This is a genomic window from Actinacidiphila acididurans (assembly GCF_016918855.1).
Taxonomy (GTDB): Bacteria; Actinomycetota; Actinomycetes; order Streptomycetales; family Streptomycetaceae; genus Actinacidiphila; species Actinacidiphila acididurans.
In genome coordinates this window covers 170,789-188,530 of the sequence record NZ_JADKYB010000010.1, presented here as the reverse complement: position 1 = coordinate 188,530, position 17,742 = coordinate 170,789, and the positions used below count along the sequence as shown (strand labels likewise).

Annotated in this window: 14 protein-coding genes and 1 pseudogene; 8 read left to right on the top strand and 7 right to left on the bottom strand. The window is 67.8% G+C overall.

The features are described from left to right. The first annotated feature begins 24 nt into the window (after window positions 1–24). Window positions 25–486: a hypothetical protein gene (locus ITX44_RS20150; protein WP_205358684.1), complete on the top strand. Its 462-nt coding sequence runs from the start codon at window positions 25–27 to the stop codon at window positions 484–486. 159 nt (window positions 487–645) lie between these two features. Here the strand turns inward: ITX44_RS20150 and ITX44_RS20145 are convergent, their stop codons facing one another. The 4 genes from ITX44_RS20145 to ITX44_RS20130 form a co-directional block, all read right to left on the bottom strand. Further along, window positions 646–1,086: a peptidase inhibitor family I36 protein gene (locus tag ITX44_RS20145; protein WP_205358683.1), complete on the bottom strand. Its 441-nt coding sequence runs from the start codon at window positions 1,084–1,086 to the stop codon at window positions 646–648. Window positions 1,087–1,204: 118 nt separating this feature from the next. Then, window positions 1,205–1,873 carry an HNH endonuclease family protein gene (locus tag ITX44_RS20140; protein ID WP_205358682.1) on the bottom strand — a complete coding sequence of 223 codons (669 nt, stop codon included), beginning with the start codon at window positions 1,871–1,873 and terminating at the stop codon, window positions 1,205–1,207. Between the two features lie 515 nt (window positions 1,874–2,388). After that, entirely contained in the window at window positions 2,389–3,204 is an 816-nt protein-coding gene (locus ITX44_RS20135; protein ID WP_205358681.1) for a glycosyltransferase family 2 protein, read from the bottom strand. A 128-nt stretch (window positions 3,205–3,332) separates the two neighbouring features. Next, window positions 3,333–4,757 carry a site-specific integrase gene (locus ITX44_RS20130; protein ID WP_205358680.1) on the bottom strand — a complete coding sequence of 475 codons (1,425 nt, stop codon included), beginning with the start codon at window positions 4,755–4,757 and terminating at the stop codon, window positions 3,333–3,335. A 950-nt stretch (window positions 4,758–5,707) separates the two neighbouring features. On the opposite strand from ITX44_RS20130, the gene ITX44_RS20125 reads away from it, so the two are divergent. The 7 genes and pseudogenes from ITX44_RS20125 (at window position 5,708) to ITX44_RS20095 (ending at window position 13,446) form a co-directional block, all read left to right on the top strand. Further along, window positions 5,708–6,460, top strand: coding sequence for a hypothetical protein (locus tag ITX44_RS20125; RefSeq protein ID WP_236061120.1), 753 nt, complete (start codon window positions 5,708–5,710; stop codon window positions 6,458–6,460). A 16-nt stretch (window positions 6,461–6,476) separates the two neighbouring features. Continuing rightward, window positions 6,477–7,327 (top strand): IS5 family transposase gene (locus tag ITX44_RS20120; RefSeq protein WP_372440949.1). Its coding sequence is split into 2 segments (ribosomal slippage): window positions 6,477–6,825 and window positions 6,825–7,327, totalling 852 coding nucleotides; the frame shifts between segments, so codons are not numbered across the junction. 123 nt (window positions 7,328–7,450) lie between these two features. Continuing rightward, the gene (locus tag ITX44_RS20115) at window positions 7,451–8,575 is read left to right on the top strand and encodes a hypothetical protein (protein WP_205358679.1); all 1,125 of its coding nucleotides are present in this window, start codon (window positions 7,451–7,453) and stop codon (window positions 8,573–8,575) included. Then, on the top strand, window positions 8,575–8,988 hold the full coding sequence (locus ITX44_RS20110; RefSeq protein WP_205358678.1) for a hypothetical protein: 414 nt from the start codon (window positions 8,575–8,577) through the stop codon (window positions 8,986–8,988). Before ITX44_RS20115 ends, ITX44_RS20110 begins: the two co-directional genes overlap by 1 nt. A gap of 868 nt (window positions 8,989–9,856) precedes the next feature. Further along, a complete protein-coding gene (locus tag ITX44_RS42690; RefSeq protein ID WP_205358677.1) occupies window positions 9,857–11,338 on the top strand; it encodes a restriction endonuclease in 1,482 nt (493 codons plus the stop codon). Window positions 11,339–11,586: 248 nt separating this feature from the next. Continuing rightward, window positions 11,587–11,763: pseudogene (locus tag ITX44_RS20100) on the top strand (transposase); the annotation flags it as partial. Between the two features lie 567 nt (window positions 11,764–12,330). Beyond that, on the top strand, window positions 12,331–13,446 hold the full coding sequence (locus tag ITX44_RS20095; RefSeq protein ID WP_307795389.1) for a hypothetical protein: 1,116 nt from the start codon (window positions 12,331–12,333) through the stop codon (window positions 13,444–13,446). A gap of 103 nt (window positions 13,447–13,549) precedes the next feature. Here the strand turns inward: ITX44_RS20095 and ITX44_RS20090 are convergent, their stop codons facing one another. From ITX44_RS20090 to ITX44_RS20080, 3 genes are all read right to left on the bottom strand, one after another. Further along, window positions 13,550–15,301, bottom strand: coding sequence for a UvrD-helicase domain-containing protein (locus tag ITX44_RS20090; protein ID WP_205358676.1), 1,752 nt, complete (start codon window positions 15,299–15,301; stop codon window positions 13,550–13,552). Next, complete coding sequence (locus tag ITX44_RS20085) at window positions 15,298–17,169, bottom strand: ATP-dependent nuclease (RefSeq protein ID WP_205358675.1); 1,872 nt, start codon at window positions 17,167–17,169, stop codon at window positions 15,298–15,300. Before ITX44_RS20085 ends, ITX44_RS20090 begins: the two co-directional genes overlap by 4 nt. Window positions 17,170–17,477: 308 nt before the next feature. After that, a complete protein-coding gene (locus ITX44_RS20080; protein WP_205358674.1) occupies window positions 17,478–17,720 on the bottom strand; it encodes a hypothetical protein in 243 nt (80 codons plus the stop codon). Window positions 17,721–17,742: the final 22 nt, after the last annotated feature.

Here is a 17,742-nt window from a genome sequence, read left to right as displayed (position 1 = left end):
CCGCTCGTCGCACTGGGAGGCTGTATGTCATCGGACGACGGCGGCAAGAACGCCCCGCTGCCGCGGATGAGCCGGCAGGACGCGCAGACCTGGGCAGCCCACTTCACGCAGTCCATGGCCCGCAGCGCCGGGGTCGGGATCCAGGAGAAGAGCATCGATCCCCAGTTCCACAACTGCATCGGCAAGCACGACGAAGTGGTCAACGACGGCCGCTTCGACCTCACCTACCGGGCCGAGGCACGGCTGGCACCCTCGCTTCAGGGCAGCGCGGTCGCCAGGATCAGGGACGACCTGAAGAAGCGGGGCTATCAGATCACGAGCTTCCGTGACGACAACTCGGTGCAGCCCGCGGTCGTGCTGCAGGCATACAGCCCCGACCAGCACTTCTCCGTCGACGTCTCGGGCTACACGTCCCCCGACGTCCTCGACTTCGCGGTGTCCACCCCCTGCCTGATCCCCCCGGGAGCCAAGCAGGAAAAGCTGTAAACCGCCGCCTCACCGCCTTCACCGGGCACCGGGGGCTCAAGCGCCGCCGGGACAGGCGGCTTCGGCGATCCGGATTCTGGCGGGCGCGGGTGCTACGGGAGCCGGCAGCCACTGGCTGAGGCCGACCGGGAACGACCATCCCGCGCGGCCTGGTGGGGGCTACGCGCCGCAGGGGGTGTCGTTGTTTCGCAGGGAGTGGGTGGTGTCGTTCATGCCGTAGGAGCGCAGGTCGTGGATGGTGCCTCCGTCGCGGCCGACGCACACGTGGCGGCCGAAGTAGTTGTCCTTCTGGTAGACCCGTGCGGTGCGGCTGCTGTTGTTGATGATGGAGCTGCCGTGGCCGCGGATGTAGTCGGGCAGGTGCCTGACGCTGCCGTCGACGGCGCGTTTGACGTAGGGCTGGCCGCCGTAGTTGATGTCGGGGTAGATGCACACGTATCCGCGGGGGCACTGGATCTGGTCCCGGGCCGGTGCGGTGACGGCTGCTGTCCCGGCTCCGGCTGGCGCCGGGACGGCCCGGGCGGGCGTGACACCGGCGAGCGCCGCGGACAGGGCGACGATGGTCGTGCCGGCGAGTGCCAGCATCCTGCGGGAGTGCATGAGCTTGATCCCTTCGATGGTTCTTGCGGCGTTGCCGGCAGGCCGCCCCGTCCAGCCCGGGGCGCCGCTGCCGCCGGTCGACGAGGCTCATCCCCGCGGAGTGGAGAAGCCGCCGCGGTCAGGGCACGGGGCTGTAGACGATGTCCTGGTCGGGGCAGTCCGCTGCGAGCTCGTCCAGGGCGTCATGCTCGGCGGCGTCGATGCTCAGGCCCCAGGTGAGTTTCACGCTGAGCCAGTCGGCGGTGTAGCGACAGGTGGCGCCGGCCGACGGCGGCATCCAGGCGGCGGGGTCCTGATCGGCTTTGCTCCGGTTGGCCCGGGCAGTGACGGCGACGAGGTGGCGTGGGTCGTCAAGGTAGTTGGCGTAGGCGACGCGACGGGCCTTGGTCCAGTGCGAGGCGCCGGAGTCCCAGGCTTCGGCGAGCGGGACCAGGTGGTCGATGTCGAGGGCGCGGGCGCCGGTCACGGTGGTGTCGTCGTACCAGGAGTACCAGGACCCGCCGCTCAGCGTGCAGGTGCCGGTCACGGTGGGCGCGGTGACCGCCTCGTCGAGTAGGACTTCCGCACGGGTGTTGCAGCCGTTGAGGTCTGCGTCGATCCAGCCGCCGAAGCTCGATTCGCGGTTGTAGCCGGTGCGCTCCTCGGCGGCTACTGGAAGCTTCGCGACGGCCTGATGGAGGGCGACGCCGTGCTCGACCGGGGCGTCGGCGGCATGGGCGGGAGCGGTCAAGACCACCACTGTGCAGGCGAGGACGCCGGCGAGGGCTGTGCGGATCGCGGAACGCATGAGGTTGTCCTGGCAACCTCAGCAGACCGCGAAACGGCGGGATACCAGGAGTCCACACTCGCGGGTGAGGCCGACAACACCATTAGGTGGTGGCGCGTCATCTCGATGACGGGGTCGCCTTGGAAGCGGAGGACGTTGTTGCCGTGGGCTGGTGGCGGGCGAGAAATTTGCTCGCCGGAGCTCGTCGCCCCGTCGGGAAGACCGAACGCGGCCGCTCCAGCCAACCTGGCCTGGACGATCAGATCGTGGACCAGGCACTGGACGCTCACTGCACCAGCCGGGGTCACGACATGTGGATCGCGGTCAGAGCACAGCAAAGATGAGGCAGGTTGACAGGCAAGGGCCACCAGCATGTCGGGCTCTGTCTCTGACGCGCCGCTGAAGTCCGGGACGTTGGCCTTCCCGGCCACGGCCGGAGGCTCATCCTTCATGCGCTGCCGCGCGGTCGCGTGCCTCTCTTTCTGCGTCCGGTATTTGGCCTCGGCCTCGGTCTGGCGGGGCCGCCGGCAGGGGTCTCAAGCGAGTTCGGCGTGGTTTGCGGTCGGCATGGGTCTGCGGACCGCGGTGAACAGTCGGGCGAGGGTGGCTGATCGTCCGCTGTCGGCGGTCTGGGGGGTGATGGCGGCGATCCCTTCCTCGAGCCATCGGTCCCACGCGGGCCGGTCGTGTGGTTCCAGGCGGCCGTACTGCTCGGCCATGTCGAGGACGGCTCTGCCGATCTGGCGGGCCATGGAGCCGCCGTTGTGGCGGAACCGGCTGGTGATGGTTCCCAGGTGACAGACTTCCGCGGTGCCTCCCGCGAGGGCGAGGGAGATGTTGAGGTAGGTCTCGACTGCGAAGTCCGGTGGAAGCGGGTGCTGGATGCGGGAGGTCCGGATCGCGCGGTAACCGGTCAAGGAGTTGGCGCCGAGGTGTCCGACCTCCGGGAACAGCGCGGCTGCAAGGGGCTCGTAGATGGTGAACGTGGAGCTGAGGATGGTTCCGGGGTAGTCGTACTCGTAATCGCCGACCACGTGGTCCGCACTGCTGGTGTCTGCGGCCTTGCGCAGTGCGGCAGGCACGTTCTGCGTCGAGGAGACGAGGTCGGCGTCCAGGAAGCAGACCCACTGCGTGCGCACGGCCGCCAGCGCCGTGTTCATCGCTGCTCCTTTGCCCCGCGGTCCGTGCAGCACCTCGGCCCCGGCCCGAGCCGCCGCGTCAGCCGTCCGGTCGGTGGAGGCGCTGTCGACGACCAGGACGCGGTCACCCGGCCGTGCCGCGGTGCGTGCCTGTTCGATGATTGCCGCCACGGTCCGCTCTTCGTTGTACGCGGGTATGACAAAGGTGAACACCGGCCTCCTGCCTCCTGCGGAGCAACGTTGGCAACACGGGAGGCAGTGTAAATCGGCCAGTGCGGCCATGATCGTGCGGGAGTGACGCTGACCGGCATGCCCTCTCGTCCGGCAGCCGCCCGCCTCCGTCACGTCCTGTGAGCGTTCACGTCTTGATCGAGGTCCTGGAGTGCGGCGGTGATGAGTTGGTTGGCGTGGTGCTGGTGGCCGCGCAGGGGTTTGGCGTAGATGCGGTAGAGCACGGTGAGGCTGTGTCCGGCGCGTCGGGCGGCTTCGGCGGGTGGGATGCCGGCAGTGATCCACAGGGAGATGCCGGCGTGGCGCAGACAGTAGGGGACTTTCGCGAAGGGGGTCTCGGCGTCGCGAGGGAGGAGGGTGCGGCGGCGGGCGGTGGCCCAGATGCGGCAGTATTCGGTGGAGGGCACGCGGCCGCCCCGTACCGCGCGGAAGAGCCGGCCGTCGGGCGCGGTGCCGTAGCGCTGAAGGTGAGCGCGCAGCAGGCGGACCAGATCGGGCGGGATCGGCACGCTGCGGGTGGCGTTACGGGCTCTTCGTTTCAGTCCGCGGGTGTCGTGAGGGCGGCCGTCATCGGTCCAGCCGGAACCGGCCTCGGGATGACTGCGGGCCAGGACGAGTTCCCCCCATGCTTCCGGGGCTGCATGCGGGCCGGGCAGAAGGCAGTCTTTTTCGTTCAGAGCTGCGGCCTCGGCTGGCCGCATCGCGGCGTAGTACAGGCAGCCGAAGAACGCCTCCAGGTGAGCGCCCCGCAGCCCCTGTGTCCCTACGGCGATGATCAGGTCGCGGGCGAGGCGGGGGCCGGGCACGTAGCGGAAGTCGACCTCGATGTCCGTCAGCGGCGGCTGCCAGTCCACCTTCGGCAGTGGATTGGCCTGAAGCCGCTCGCACGAGACGGCATAGACCAGGGCATTGCTGAGCACTATCCGCTTGCGCCGGACGGTGTTCTCCGCGGCCTCGCTCCCGTCCATCCTCCGCGAGACCGCCGCCAGCACCGCGCGGAGGCGGTGCGGTCTGGCGGCCTCGGCCAGCGACAGCGAATGGCGCGCGATCCATTCCAGCCCACGCGCCACTTCCGCCGGGGCCTGCTCCACCTTCATCCGCGGCGTCCACGTCCCGTCCCTGCCGCGGACCATGCGGAACGCCCACGACAGCAGCGCCCTGCGCAGGGCCGGCGGAGCCTGACCCGACGATGGCCTCACGAGAGCCATCGTCACGGTGGCCAGAGCGTCAGCGATGCCCGCACGGTGCTTGGCCGAGACACGCGGCCACTTCACCGCTGCGTACTCCACGGCGTGCTCGAACCAGGTGACCGTATTCCTCGCCCGCAGCTCCGTGACCGGCAGCCCCGTGAAGGTATCGAACTGCTCGCCCAGTCGCAGCGCGGTCATCAACTCCGCGCGCCGACCGTCAGCCTGCGCCTCGAACTGGTAGCTCTCACTGTGATCCCGGTCCCCGACACGCCAGCGCACCGTGAACGGTCGGCGCCGCCCGGAGCGGATTCGGAGCTTGTAGACCCGCACATCGAATGTCAGCACACCCACCCACCGGCGCACAGCAGCTCCTGAGCAGCCGGCAAGGGCAGCCCACTGCGACACCTGCTGTTCGAGGGGGACGGGTGTTGCGTCGGTGTGGCCCAGAGCGGGACCGGCGAACCGGTCGGTGGCATGACCTGCATGGTCACCAGAGTTTCCCTAAGGCCCCACAGCTAATCAATTCTCACCAGATGGGACGAGTCGTCATGAGGACTTGATCTCGGTGCCCTTCGGGCGGAGCTGCGACCACGACCCGTCGCTGGTCTCGCAGTTTTTCACCAAGGGCAAGGGCGCCTCCTGCACCGAGGTTCTGCGCCACGCGGTCCACGAGTACCAGGTCGGCGCGGCCACCACCGCGCAACTCGAGGCCGTGGCCCAGCCGAACGTAAGGGCCCGGAGGATTTCCTGTTCGTGTGCGGCCGCTGCCCAGCGGCCGGGGGAGCCGGCATCTACTGGCTCTGTCCGGAGGGTGGCGGTCTCGGTTCTGTTGTCTGGTCGCCGCCGGTTCCTTGCCCTGCCGTCGCTTCGCCGCTCAGGGCCTTCGCCGCCACCGCTGTTTCAGGCCTCGGCACCCCCATGACGGTTGACGCGGCTCGCCTTACGCCAGATCAGGCCCCTAGCGACTACCGAACCGACGGAACGTCAATTCAAGTTGGCAGCGGCGAGAATGCTCGTAGACTGTCCCTCACGCCGCCGCAGAGGGCGGCTTGTAGTGCAGCGGATGGACACCGCGATATCCACCGGCAAGGGTCGAGTACGCCGCCCGGACATTCCCATGGGCGGGTACCCAGATTCGCCTGCAGGCCACCGAAGCGACGCTGGGTCAGCCTAGAGACGGACTGCGGTCCTCCCCGCGGCAGGCTCGGGTGCGTAGCGCTTGGTGGCGCTCTGCTCGCGTATGCCCATCACCGGCCGTGAGTTGACTGCGCGCCGGCCCATGCGATTGGGGCCCGGTGAGCACTGCCACCCTTACCATTCTCGACTCGGACGACGACACCGACGGCATCGAGGTCATCGACATCCGCTCCGGTGACCGCTCGACACCCTTCGAGCACCGCGTCGAGCCGGTCAGCAAGACCACCAAGGCGATCAAGTTCCTCGAGAGCCACCCCGACGTCCAGATCTCCCCCGCCGCCGTCCGCCGGATCGCGTTCGGCGCGGTCGAGCCCGGCCTCCTCCACGGCGCACGCCTGGAGCGCCACCGCGTCGAGACCGGCTGGCTGAGCGTTCTCACCTACCGCGCGTACACGCTGATGCTGTCCCCCGCGATCGAGAACGATCGGCTCCTCGATGAGGCCCACTACGCGGCCGACCCGGACACCAGCGATCAGCAGCGGGTCCTGGCCATGCCCGCCGCGCACGACACCGACGCTACCCTCGTCTACGCCGACGCCATGGACGACCTCCTCGCCGCCATCGACCGGGCGTCCAAGAGTGTGAGGAAGAACAACCCGCAGGAAGTCGGTCGACGCATCGTGGAGCGGCCCCTGACGGCCGTTGTCACCTTCCTCAAATCCGGACGCCACCCCGACGACGACCTGAGTATCGTCGACGGCAACAGCCGCTGGGCGTCCTGCACCACCGACATTAAGGTCCTGTCCAGCTCGATCCGCCCCACCAACGCCAAGGACCCCGACAGTCTGCTTCCGTCCCACCTCATGCGGCTCCCCCTCTCCGAGCGGCGGGTTCTAGGCCGTTTCGTTTAGATCATCTGATCGTTGGTTGGGTGTGCCGTTAAGCGATGCGCAGTGGGCGCGGATCGAGCCGTTGTTGCCTGACCGAACGCCCAGACGGGGCGGGCGGTGGCGGGATCACCGTGAGGTGATCGATGCGATCGCCTTCAAGTTCCAGACAGGGTCGCAGTGGGTGCGCCTGCCGGAGAAGTACGGGAACTGGCGGGGTGTCTACAACCGGCTGCGGATGTGGGCCCTGGACGGCACCTGGGAGCGGGTGTTCACCGCCCTGGTGGCTCAGGCCGACGCCGATGAGGACCTGGACTGGGCGGTCTCGGTGGACTCCACGATCGTGCGCGCGCACCAGCACGCGGCCGGGGCCCGCAAAAGGGGGTCCCGGCCGGCGAGCCGGACGATCACGCCATCGGCCGGTCCCGCGGCGGACTGACCACCAAGGTCCACCTCGCCGCAGACGGGAACTGCCGGCCCCTGGCCTTCGTCGTGACCGCGGGCCAGGCCGGTGACGCACCGGCCTTTCCGCTGGTGATGGACCGCCTGCGGGTTCCCCGCCCTATCGGGCGGCCGCGCACCAGACCCGACGTGGTCCTGGCCGACAAGGCGTACTCCTCCCGCGCAATCCGCGACCACCTGCGCAGACGCGGCATCACAGCGGTGATCCCCGAACGGGCCGACCAGCAGGCCAACCGCAGGCGGCGCGGACAAGCCGGTGGCAGACCACCGGGCTTCGACCGGGAGGCATACAAGCAACGCAACACCGTCGAGCGGTGCATCAACCGCCTGAAGCAGTGGCGCGGCATCGCCACCCGCTACGACAAGACCGCGACCATCTACCTGGCCGGACTCCACATCGCAGGCATCTTCCTCTGGTCCGCCCGCTGATCCAAACGAGACCGCCTAGTCCGGGAAGTCGTCAAGAACGCCCACCGCGACATCAACGCCGCCACTGGCACGAGCAGGGCGGCTCGTGCCAAGCGCGACCAGGCCGCCAGGGTCCTCAACGCGATGACCGTCCCGGTGCAGGTCATCGTCGGCTACGCCGACGACAACCCGGCCATGGGCATGCGGCGCTTCCCCGTTGCGATCCGCTCGCTGCTGATGCGCATGAACGTCGGCGTGAAGCCGTTCGAGGCGTCCTCGCAGAACGGCGTCACCGCCGAGGAGATCGTCACCGCCTTGTTCGATGCAGGCGAGCTCGGCGATAGCGACCAGGCCGTGAGGGACGTCCTCCTCGGCCGCGCCGATGTCACCGACGCCATGAAGTCCCTCGGCCTCAACCCCGACTTCCGTGACCTGCGGTTCACGTTCGTTGTCCAGCAGCTCACCCGCAAGGAGCCCCGGTTGAACGCGATCATGGCCGCAAAGCTCGACAAGCGCCGCCTCCAGGTCACCCACCGCAGCGGCCCGATCGTCGAACTCGGCCTGCGCTCGTACTCCAGCCTTCCCAAGGAGAAGATGGCGCCCGTGCGCACCGCGCTGGACACCGGCTGCCTGTGGCAGACCCTCACCGACCACGAGTGGACCGTCGAGAACATCGACAACGACCAGGCCGTGGACGACCTGCTCGAGCGCGCTGATAACGAGGACATCCCCGCCCGGCTGCTTCTCGGCGTGCTCGCCATGGTCACCCTCGTCACCAGCGGCTACCTCCTCGCCCCCGGCGGCTCCGCCGAGCAGATGGTCGGCGGCATCAAGGTCATGCGCCTCGGCGTCGGCGCGGTCGTCAAGACCGTCCTCGACATGAAGGAGGGCCGGCAGGTACTCGCCGACGCGATCAAGCGGATCCGGGCTGGTCTGCGCCCGCGGTGGTGGGCCGATGGCCACCTCGTCGAGCGTGAGGACTGGAAGGGCAGCGACTTCAACGCTCACCTGCGCCTCGCCGCCAACCACGGGTTCGACACCGAGGGCTACCAGAACGACCCCACAGCCACCGAACTTGAGGACAGGGCCCTCACGGCCTTCCAGGCGTCTCTCACCAAGGCTGCCACCAACCTCGATGTCCTGATCGACCTGCGCAAGGAGAACGGCACCACCACCGAACTCTCCTGGACCGTCGTGGAGCCGTCCTTCAAGCAGCTCAACTTCATGGACAAGGATCTCGCCCGCATCTGCGAGGGCGAGCCGCGCTGATGACCGACACCGCTTGGGCCGGCGTCGTCGCCATCACCGATGCCCGGTACGCCATGCTCGCGCGGCTCGCGGGGCAGTGGCTCGTCGAACTGCAGCCCGAGCCGATCCCCATCGGCGAGGACTCCGGCTGCGAGGACAAGGCCATCTACATCGCGGTCAACGGCAACGGCAACGCCTGCTACTGCGGGAAGACCGCCCCCACCCGGGCCCTAAACCGGGGGGCCGCCGCGACCAGGCTCAGCCAGCACATCAACGGCAGCACGTCGAAGCGGGACGAGTGGGTCGAGTACTGGGTGATCCCGCTGCATGACGCCACCCCCGGCCATGTCGTCTCCGCCCTGGAGAAAACTGTGGCCGCCCGCCTCGGCATCCCGCTCGTGTATCGGACGCGCATGCCGCGCCAGCGCACCTGACCCTCGGTCGGCGGAAAGACCACGGCTGCCACCGGAAACACACGTGGGCCTCCGCACCGAAAGGACGGTGTTGGGGGCCCACGTGCTGCCAAGGGTATAGCCGGGCCCGGCTCGAGCGACCAGGGCCCCGGCACGGAGCCCGCCTGCTGGCCAACAGTCGGCCCCTTCCGGCCGGGGCTGGTCTGCTGCTCGCCGTTGTGGTGGCCAGGCAGCGCGGGCGGCGGGTGTGGTTGAGGGCGGTCCTGGGACGAGGGCCGGCGGCGGCGCTGAGGGGAGGGCCGGGCCGTTGCTGGTGGCTCTTGATCTGGTAGGCGGTGGTACGGCCGTCGGGGGTGCGGGTGATGAGGTCGAAGGACTACCTCTGGCTCCACAACAGGGCTACCGAGGTCACCATCAACGAGGCGGACCTGATCACCCTGACGCTTCCCCTCCCGATTCTCAGACGCATCGGGATCGCGCGGGAGAAGCAGAAGAATCCCGGGACTTCGACCACGTCGGACCGGCTCACCAACTCACTCGTGACAAGAACGCCTTCTTCCAGCAGGTCGATGACGAGACCCTCGACCGCTTTGAGGCAGTCTTCCGGAAATCGCGGCCTGAACTCGCCGACTGCGCGAGGCCTCCCGGGACGCGACGAAGGGGCCGGTCGCGGAGTGTCCCGGTCGGCCCCTCAGCGTCGGATTCTAGGCCGACGCGCTGGGGGTGACCGAGTGCACTGTGTGGCGGTGGCCTTGAGCTGGCTTGGGGGTGACTACTCACAGAGATTCCTCAACGGTGCTGATGGGTAGAGCCGTAGGGGCAGCCGCACGAGTTGTGCGGGTGTCGAGGGCTGGTGATCCGGGGGTGGGGTGTGGCGCGGCGTCGGTCGGTGGCGGAGGCGTTGGCGGAGGCGCTGCGGCTGCGGCAGGAGGCCAAGCTGGCCGAGGCCCGGCGTGAACAGCAGGCGCAGCAGCGTGCTGCGGCGCGGTCGAGGCGTGCGCAGCGTTCCCCTAGCCCGGCGGCTGAGCAGGCGCGGCTGGCGGCGCAGGGTGAGAAGCTGCTCAAGCGTCAGGAGGCCGAGCGGGCTCGGGAGGTAGCCCGGATTGAAGCCAACTTGGCCAAGCGGGAGGGCCAGCGTAAACGCGACGCCGAGGCGCGTGACCGCGAGCGTTTGCGCGCGGAAAAAGAGCGTCAGAAGACGGAGCAGCAGGTACGCGTCGCCAGGTTGGCCCAGGAGGCCGAAGAGCGCACTCAGGAGGTCGCGCAGCAGCTCGCAGATCTGGACGGTGTCCTGCTGCGGCGCCCCAGGGTCTTGGACGACTGGTACCGCGACGTTGAGCAGGCTCTTGTGGAGCGGGGGCCGCAGGGTTTGGCTGAGACGGTGGAGGAAGTGCTGCGCGGCTCTCCGGTGCCGGCTGGCTGCCGGGATGCGGTGGAGGCCGGGTATGCGCCCGAGGCTCGGGAGGTGGCGCTGAAGGTCGACTTGCCGGGCCTGCGAGTGGTGCCGGCGGTGGTGGAGTACCGGTTCGTGGCGCGGCGGGCGCAGATCGTCGCGCAGCCCCGCAAGGAAGCCGAAGTACGTGAGCACTATCGCGCCTTGGTGGCGCGTTTGGCCTTGCGAGCATTGGATGAGGTGTTCTCGATGACGCCGGCGGCGCTGGTCGACAGTATCGCCTTGAACGGGTTCGTGTCGGCGACTGATCCGGCGACCGGCCGGGGGGTCCGGCCGTGTGTGATCAGTGTGGTGGCGCGCCGTGCGGACGTTGAGGCATTGGTCCTGGACGAGCCCGGTCTGGATCCGCAGCGGTGTCTGCGCGGCATTGGCGCGGTGGTCTCCGAGCATCCGCACGACTTGGAGCCGGTACCCCCGGTGGTCGAGATCGACTTGTCGCGTTACCGGATCACTGCTGACGCCGCGGCCGTCACCGGCTTGGACTCCCGTCCGGACCTGCTGCAGATGGATCCTTTCGTGTTCGAGCGGCTGGTGCGCGAGCTGTTCGAGGCTATGGGCTACGAGACCTGGCGCACCCAGGGTTCACGGGACGACGGGATCGACGCTGTTGCAGTCAAACGTGACGCACTGGTCGCCACGCACTTCGCGATTCAGGCCAAACGCACCAAGAACGTCGTCCCGGTGGACACCGTGCGCTCGCTGTGGAGCACGATGCACGACGTGGGCGCCAGCCACAGCATCCTGGTCGCCACCTCCTGGTACGGCAAATCTAGTCACGAGTTCGCCCACCGCATGGGCCGCATTCACCTCATCAACGGCCGAGAACTGAAAGCCCTGCTCCTTGAGCATTTGGGCATCGACGCGCTGATCGGCCTGCCCAAGGTCCCACCCGGCTGGGTACCGGACGACGTCGTCTGATCGCATGTTCGCCACTGAAGGGGAAGACGGCTTCCCCCAGCGCGGCCTTGTACCACGCCAGGGCACCGAGGTGTGCCTCGCCCTCGGTGCCTTCGACGTCGGGTACTTCGAAGACCACGAAGCGGTGGGCGCCTCTGGGCATGCGGCGTAGAAGCGGCCGCCCCCGCCGCCGTCACCCCCGCCGCCGCCCAGACCGGGCAGTGGGTGAACACCGGCGAGACGTACCCGCTGCAGTGGATCTGCGGCTATGGCTGAACCGCATCGAAGCCCAGTTCACCGCCCTGCGCTACTTCACCCTCGACGGCACCGACCACCCCAGCCACAAGGAGCAGGGCAGCAAGATCCGCCGCTACACCATCTGGCGGAACAAATACACCCAAGATAAGCGCCTACGCGAAATCGTCGCCAGAGCAAAGGTCGCCTGACGCCGCATCAGTACGCCTCTGCACCCCATTGTCAGGCACCGAAGTGTTCAGGGTAAGGGCAGATCTCCAGCTCCTCGTCCGGACGATCGCTCCAACCCCACCAAAGATGCTGATCCCCGCGCTGCCACACGCTTCGACAAACACGCTTCCCATCCTCCTCCCGCCGCGAGAGGACCATCGCAGTGCAGGTCATCGACTGATCGCAGGACGGGCAACGGGGTGCCGCACTATTTTGCCTCCACGTGATGACGGTAGCGCTTCTGACCAGCCGACCGCCCCGATGCTCGATCCCTCGTCAACGGGGCGAAGGTTGCTTGATGCGGCCCCAGGCGGGTCGCTGCGTATGGCGATGGGGTTCAAGACAAGCGGGAGGCCTCGGGGAGCGGTCGGCCGGCCACACATGGAACCTATGCGTCTCTGGCCTGGGCTGGTGGACGTTCGTGACGAATCGGCCGCCGAGCATCCTCGCCGACTCCAGTGCCGCTAGACGGTCCGGGCCCGGGCGCGGACTGCGCCCGGGTTTGGGAAGGCTGTGACAGGCCCGCAATACCCAGCTAGGGTCCGATCGTGATCGGTGAAGGTGCGCTGCGCGGGTACATTCTGGAAGAAGTCTTGGCCTGGCTGCTGCGCTCCAGCGGGTACGAAGTGCTCACCGCGCAAGACGACGGTGAGCAGGCGCCGTGGAAGGTGCTGGAGAGAGGCAACCACGGCTTGGTGGTGCGTGGTCGCGGAGCCTGGCACCAAGCCGACACGCTTGGCCAGTTCCGGTATGTGCCGCCGTTCTCCCTTCCCATTCGCCTATTCGTGGAGGCGAAGTTCACTCGCACCAAGGTGCGGCTCTCTACCGTCCGTAACGGCCATGGTGTCGTGCACGACGTCAACGAGAACGTCATGACCACCGTCTCGACGCACTCGGGTCCGCGCCGTCCGAGAACTCAGTACCGATACAGCTACGCCATCTTCTCGACCTCCGGGTTTAGCAGGGACGCCCAGGAATTTGCCCTCGCTCACCAGATATCGCTCGTGGACCTGTCCGTGCCGGACTTCCAAAAATTACGTGATCTGGTACGAACCGCAGCAAAGGACATTCATGCGGCGATGCTTGCGATGCCGGCAGCCGATCTCCCGACCATGCACAAGATCCGGAACTACCTGAGAGGGCCTCTGCTGAACCTCCGGGAGGAGCCGGTCGTCACGGACCCTAAGGTCACCGCTCCACTCGACACACTGGCGGACAGCCTGCGTAGCCGCTCCACTTTGGGGCTTGTCCTGGCGTTCCCCGCCGCACCGTTCGTTCTCGGACTCGCCACCGACGACCTGTACGGCTTCGTGCGCTACGCACTACAGCACCCCACTCACTCCGTCCGACTGCGCCGACTCAGCGGCGCAAGACCGCACCCGGTATGGCAGATCCGGCCCCTGGAAGACCCCGCCGCCTACGCGCTGACGTTCGGATTGCCAGAGCAGGTCGAGGCATGGATCCTTGATCAAGAGACTTCCAGGACCCCTCGTACGCGTGTGGTGAAGGAGAGCATGCTCTCAGCCATGACCCTGTACTGGATGGAAGGCGACCACGCCCACACCTTTCAGCTCCGGTACACGGCTGGGGAAATCATCGAGCAGCGCGCAGGCGATCGCGAGTCGTGGCACCCGTCGTCTCCGCTCCAATCCCCGATGGGATGAGCGCAGTCAGGCCCAGATGGCAGGCGACCCTCTTGGCCGCCAGCCAGGATCGTGGACTGTACGGCAGAACTCGTGTCTAGGGGACCGGGGAGTCCGTCGTTGCTCAGCGGATCTGGTGGGGCACCTCGCGGGCCGCCAGGAAACGGGTCAGGGCCGCAGCTTGGTCTTCGGGTACGGCCAGGGCGGCCAGGCGCCGTGCACGGGTGACGGCGACGTACCAGATCCGCAGCTGTTCGTCGGTGCTGGGATCGCAGGTTGTCCAGCGCTGCACGGTGTCCGCGTCGGGGAGGAAGAGAAGGACAGCGTCGGCTTCGTCGCCTTTGACTTGATGGACGATGGCGGTGCGCATTCCGATATCGGCGGTGGCCCGGGGGATGGTGGGTGTGCCGGCCAGCCGGCCCTTGCCGCCCTGCGGCGCGGCACCGGGCAAGGGCGGCCAGGCCTTCATCGCCTGCCACACGTCCGAGCTCCATCCCGGGTGGGGGGTCGGCAGGTCGTACAGGAAGGCGAAAGCCGTGCGGTGCAGGCGGCTGACGGGTATGCCCAGGTCGGCGCAGATCCCCTCGGGGCTGCTCGCTTCCTGTGGGAACCAGTAGCCGATGAGTGCGCGGGCTGCGGTAGCGCAGGCCCGGGTGAGGTGGTTGGCGTCGGCCCCGGGGGTGTGAACGACGGAGTGGGCCCATGCCAAGGTGGTCAGGGGGTTGGCGCCTGGCCGCTCCCGGCTTGCACCAGGCAGGGTGGCGTACTTGTGCGCGGTCAGTAGGCACTGGTCTGCCGCGATGCCGTGCTGCTGTGCGTGATCGCGGAAGGCCTCGATGACGGTGTTGGCGCTTGTGGCGTGCAGGTGCTGGCCGCCTTTAGGGGCGAAGCGGGTGGGGAACACCGCGACGGGTATGAGGTCGCGCCGCACGACGGCAATGTCCGGCGGGCGGGGGCCTGCGCGCAGGGTGCTGGCGAGCCGACAGATCACGGGGGTGCTGCGCCGGTTTCCGGTCAGCGGGATCTCGCGGGCGCTGATGCGCCGGGCGAAGTCCTGCAGGGCCTTGGGTTCGGCTCCGCGCCAGGCATAGATGGCCTGGTCAGGGTCGCCGACAAGGACCAGCGGTAGCCCTGCGTCGTGCAGGAGCTCCAGGATCGCCAGGTCGGCACCAGAGCAGTCCTGCGCTTCGTCGACGATGACCTCCGCGAACCGGGATTTCAGGGGAGGCAGCAGCCACTGGGCTTTCTCAGCGCTGCGCATATTGCGGAGGGCCAGGTAGCGGGCTTCGTGCCCGGTGTAGTAGCCGCGACGGCACCAGGCATTGCGGGCGGCCAGGACTGCTTGCTCCCACTGATTGCGACTGCGGTTGCTGCTGTTCAGCATCCGCTGGGTGTCGGAGTCGAGCAGGTCCCAGGCCACGCACTCCTGCACGGAGTCACCGGTGATATTCAGCGTCAGCTGCATCTGCCCGAGGCTGACGGTACGGTCCAGCTTCACCTGCGCTTTGACTCCTGCCCACGACTCCAGCAACCGTGGCGCAGGGTCCGCTGGGCGAAGAGGCTTGGCCAGGAAATCCCACAGAAAGGAGTCGAAGGTCCCGATGAAGTGTGGGGCCAAAACCAGATCGCTGCGTCCGGCCTCGCGGCACCGGCGCGCCATCTGATCTCTGGCCACCCGTGTGAACGAGATCAGCGCACGCCCGGACCGCAGCGGCTGCGCTGGGGACTGCAGGTGGCGTGTTGCAACCACGTGCGTCTTGCCGGCACCCGGACAAGCAGAAATGTAGGCCGAACCCACCGCGGCAGCAGCCGCAGTTTGCTGGCTTGCGGCAGCTTCCTGCAACTCGGCCAGCGTCGGCTCGTCTGTGGCCGTCACCGCGCAGCTACTTGGCCGTCGCCTGCGGCGTCGGTGCACAGGAAGCGGATGGCGTCGGCCAGGTAATCCGGGACTGTGAACGGCACGGCCGGATCATCGAGGAGGTCCGCGAGTTCCTGCGCGAAGACCGGCTTGGGAATCGCCGTACCTACAGCCTGCTCACCGGTTTCATCGGCTGTCCGCTTGGCTTTTGCCACGAAGAGCTCCCCGAAGGCCACCGCGGGATCGGCGCTGGCCAGCACTGCGTCCCACCGGGACTGGGAACTGGTTGGGCAGCGAAGGAAGGCCTGACGGAGGGCTTCGCGGTTGCCGTCGCACCACAACGCCGGCTCCAAGGTGCGCGGAGCGAGAGCCAGGTGCAGCTTGCCGGGTGACTTCCAGCTCTCGCGCAGATCGCGCAAGGCTTGAAGCCGCTCGGGCTCTGGTTCGTCCAGACCGACGTCGGTGTCGGTGATCGCCGCGACCTTCCGGCCCAGACAGACCCCGTCGACCGGTGCCAGCAGCACCTGCAGGTACACCTTGAAGCCGACCCCGTCGACGATCACCCGGGTCGTGCCGAAGAACCGTTCCAAAGCCTCAAACGCCGCCTGCTGTTCTCCTTCAGCGGCACCTGGGCGGGGGGCCAGCACCCGCGTCGCCAACGCCGGCAGCAGCAGCAACTCGGACAGTCCCTCCATCAAAAAGGCCCGGGAAGAAAACAGCAGGGCACTCTTGGTGGCATCCAAGTAGCGATCGAGGTGCTGGACTTGGCGACTGTCCAAATTCAGCTCGGGTACGGGCAAGGGCCGTGCCTGCCATCCATCGGAGGGTTTCGCCCGCCACCTGGTCATCACGACTAGGTCCTCCACGCTGGCCGCAGCAGACAAGATGGGGGAGTGGGTCGTCACCACGATCTGGATGTGGCCAGCAGGCTGTGAGGGATCCTGGATCTGCTTCTCTCGTGACTGGTGGGCACGGCGCCGCAGATAGCGCAGCAGCAGCGTCTGCAGTTGGGGGTGGAGGTGGGCTTCCGGCTCCTCCACCAGCAGCACCGTCAAGTCCGCCTCCGCGGCCGCGTCCAACTCGGCCATCACCGTGGCAATGAACAACGTGTTGGCATACCCCAGGCCGGATGCCGCCAACGGAGACGCGGCAGTACCGGCGTCACCCAACAGCACACGCAGCGAGCGGGCGATCGACGCGAAAGTCGGCTCCGCCAGGCCCAGGTCGCTCTCCTGAGGATGGGCCCCTGCCGTCAGCTCACCCAGCGGGCGGTTGATCTTGTCCCGGACCGCTGTGACATCGCTGTCGGCAGCGACCCCCTTCATCTGGCCGGCGATTCGCTCCACGAATGCGTCGACGCGCTGGTTGTCGCCCAGCAGACCGCGCAAGATCATTCTTACTCGATCCCCACCCGCCGAGGCCAATTCCCTTTCGGCGTCCCGCAGGGCAGGCAGGTATACGTGCCGCACTCCGCCTCGTGCGCTCAGCTCGCCGGATACCGGCTGCCCTGCGCCCTGGACCCACACCGTGCTGCCGCGGCGACTGCTGGCCTGCGGCGGGGTATAGGACACCTGCCACCGGGCCAGGCGCTTGTCTGTAGATCCGCTCTGGTGGACCAGCGCTTCCAGGTAGGCGCCGCTCTGCGCGGGGACGATGTCGGCCACGTCCAACTGCAGGCTCGGACCGTTGGCCTCCGCCGTCGCCCAACGGATGAGGTCGCCCTCTTCGAAATACCGCGATCGCCTGCCGTCCAGAGGATCAGTCAGCAGTCGCAGCGCGTCGATGACCGTGGACTTGCCGGCGTTGTTCTCACCGACGAGAACGGTGACGTCTTGCCGCAAAGGAATCCGAGCGCGCTCACAGGACCGGAAACGCTCGATCAGCACCTCAGATACGTACACCCTGCCCCCACACCCAACTTCAAACTAACGCAGCACCAGGGACCATGGCACGTCACAGGGCCGGACCGGCACGCCCCCACTGAGCGCCCGACACACGGACCTTAGTCCAGTCGCTCACCAGGCACGGCGTTCGGGGTGGATCACTGCGCTTGGTGACGTATACGGCAGATCAGCAATCTCCGGTCGCTATCTCACCCCCGATGCCCTCGCGCGGCAGGTATGAGCTTCCAACATCTGTGACCATTGGCGTCTGGACCCACGCTGGGGCGGCGCGTTCCCAGGCGCGCCCGTGGTCAGGACGGATCGTTGTAGCCGGGCAGGCCCAAGGGAGCAGGGACCAAGGGGGTGCCGTCGTCGGGAATCTCGGCGTGGAAGAGGCGGAAGTGTTCGCCGTTGCGGGGACGGAAGACCACCTTGGTTCCTGCGGCCTTCCCGGAGTTGAGGGCGTTGATGGCTTGGCGGCCGTTGTCGGCGACCACGCGGGTGTGGAACAGGTGAACGGGGCCGATGTTCAGGGTGTGATCCCCGATGGTCATCTCGAAATCAGAGGGGCCCCGT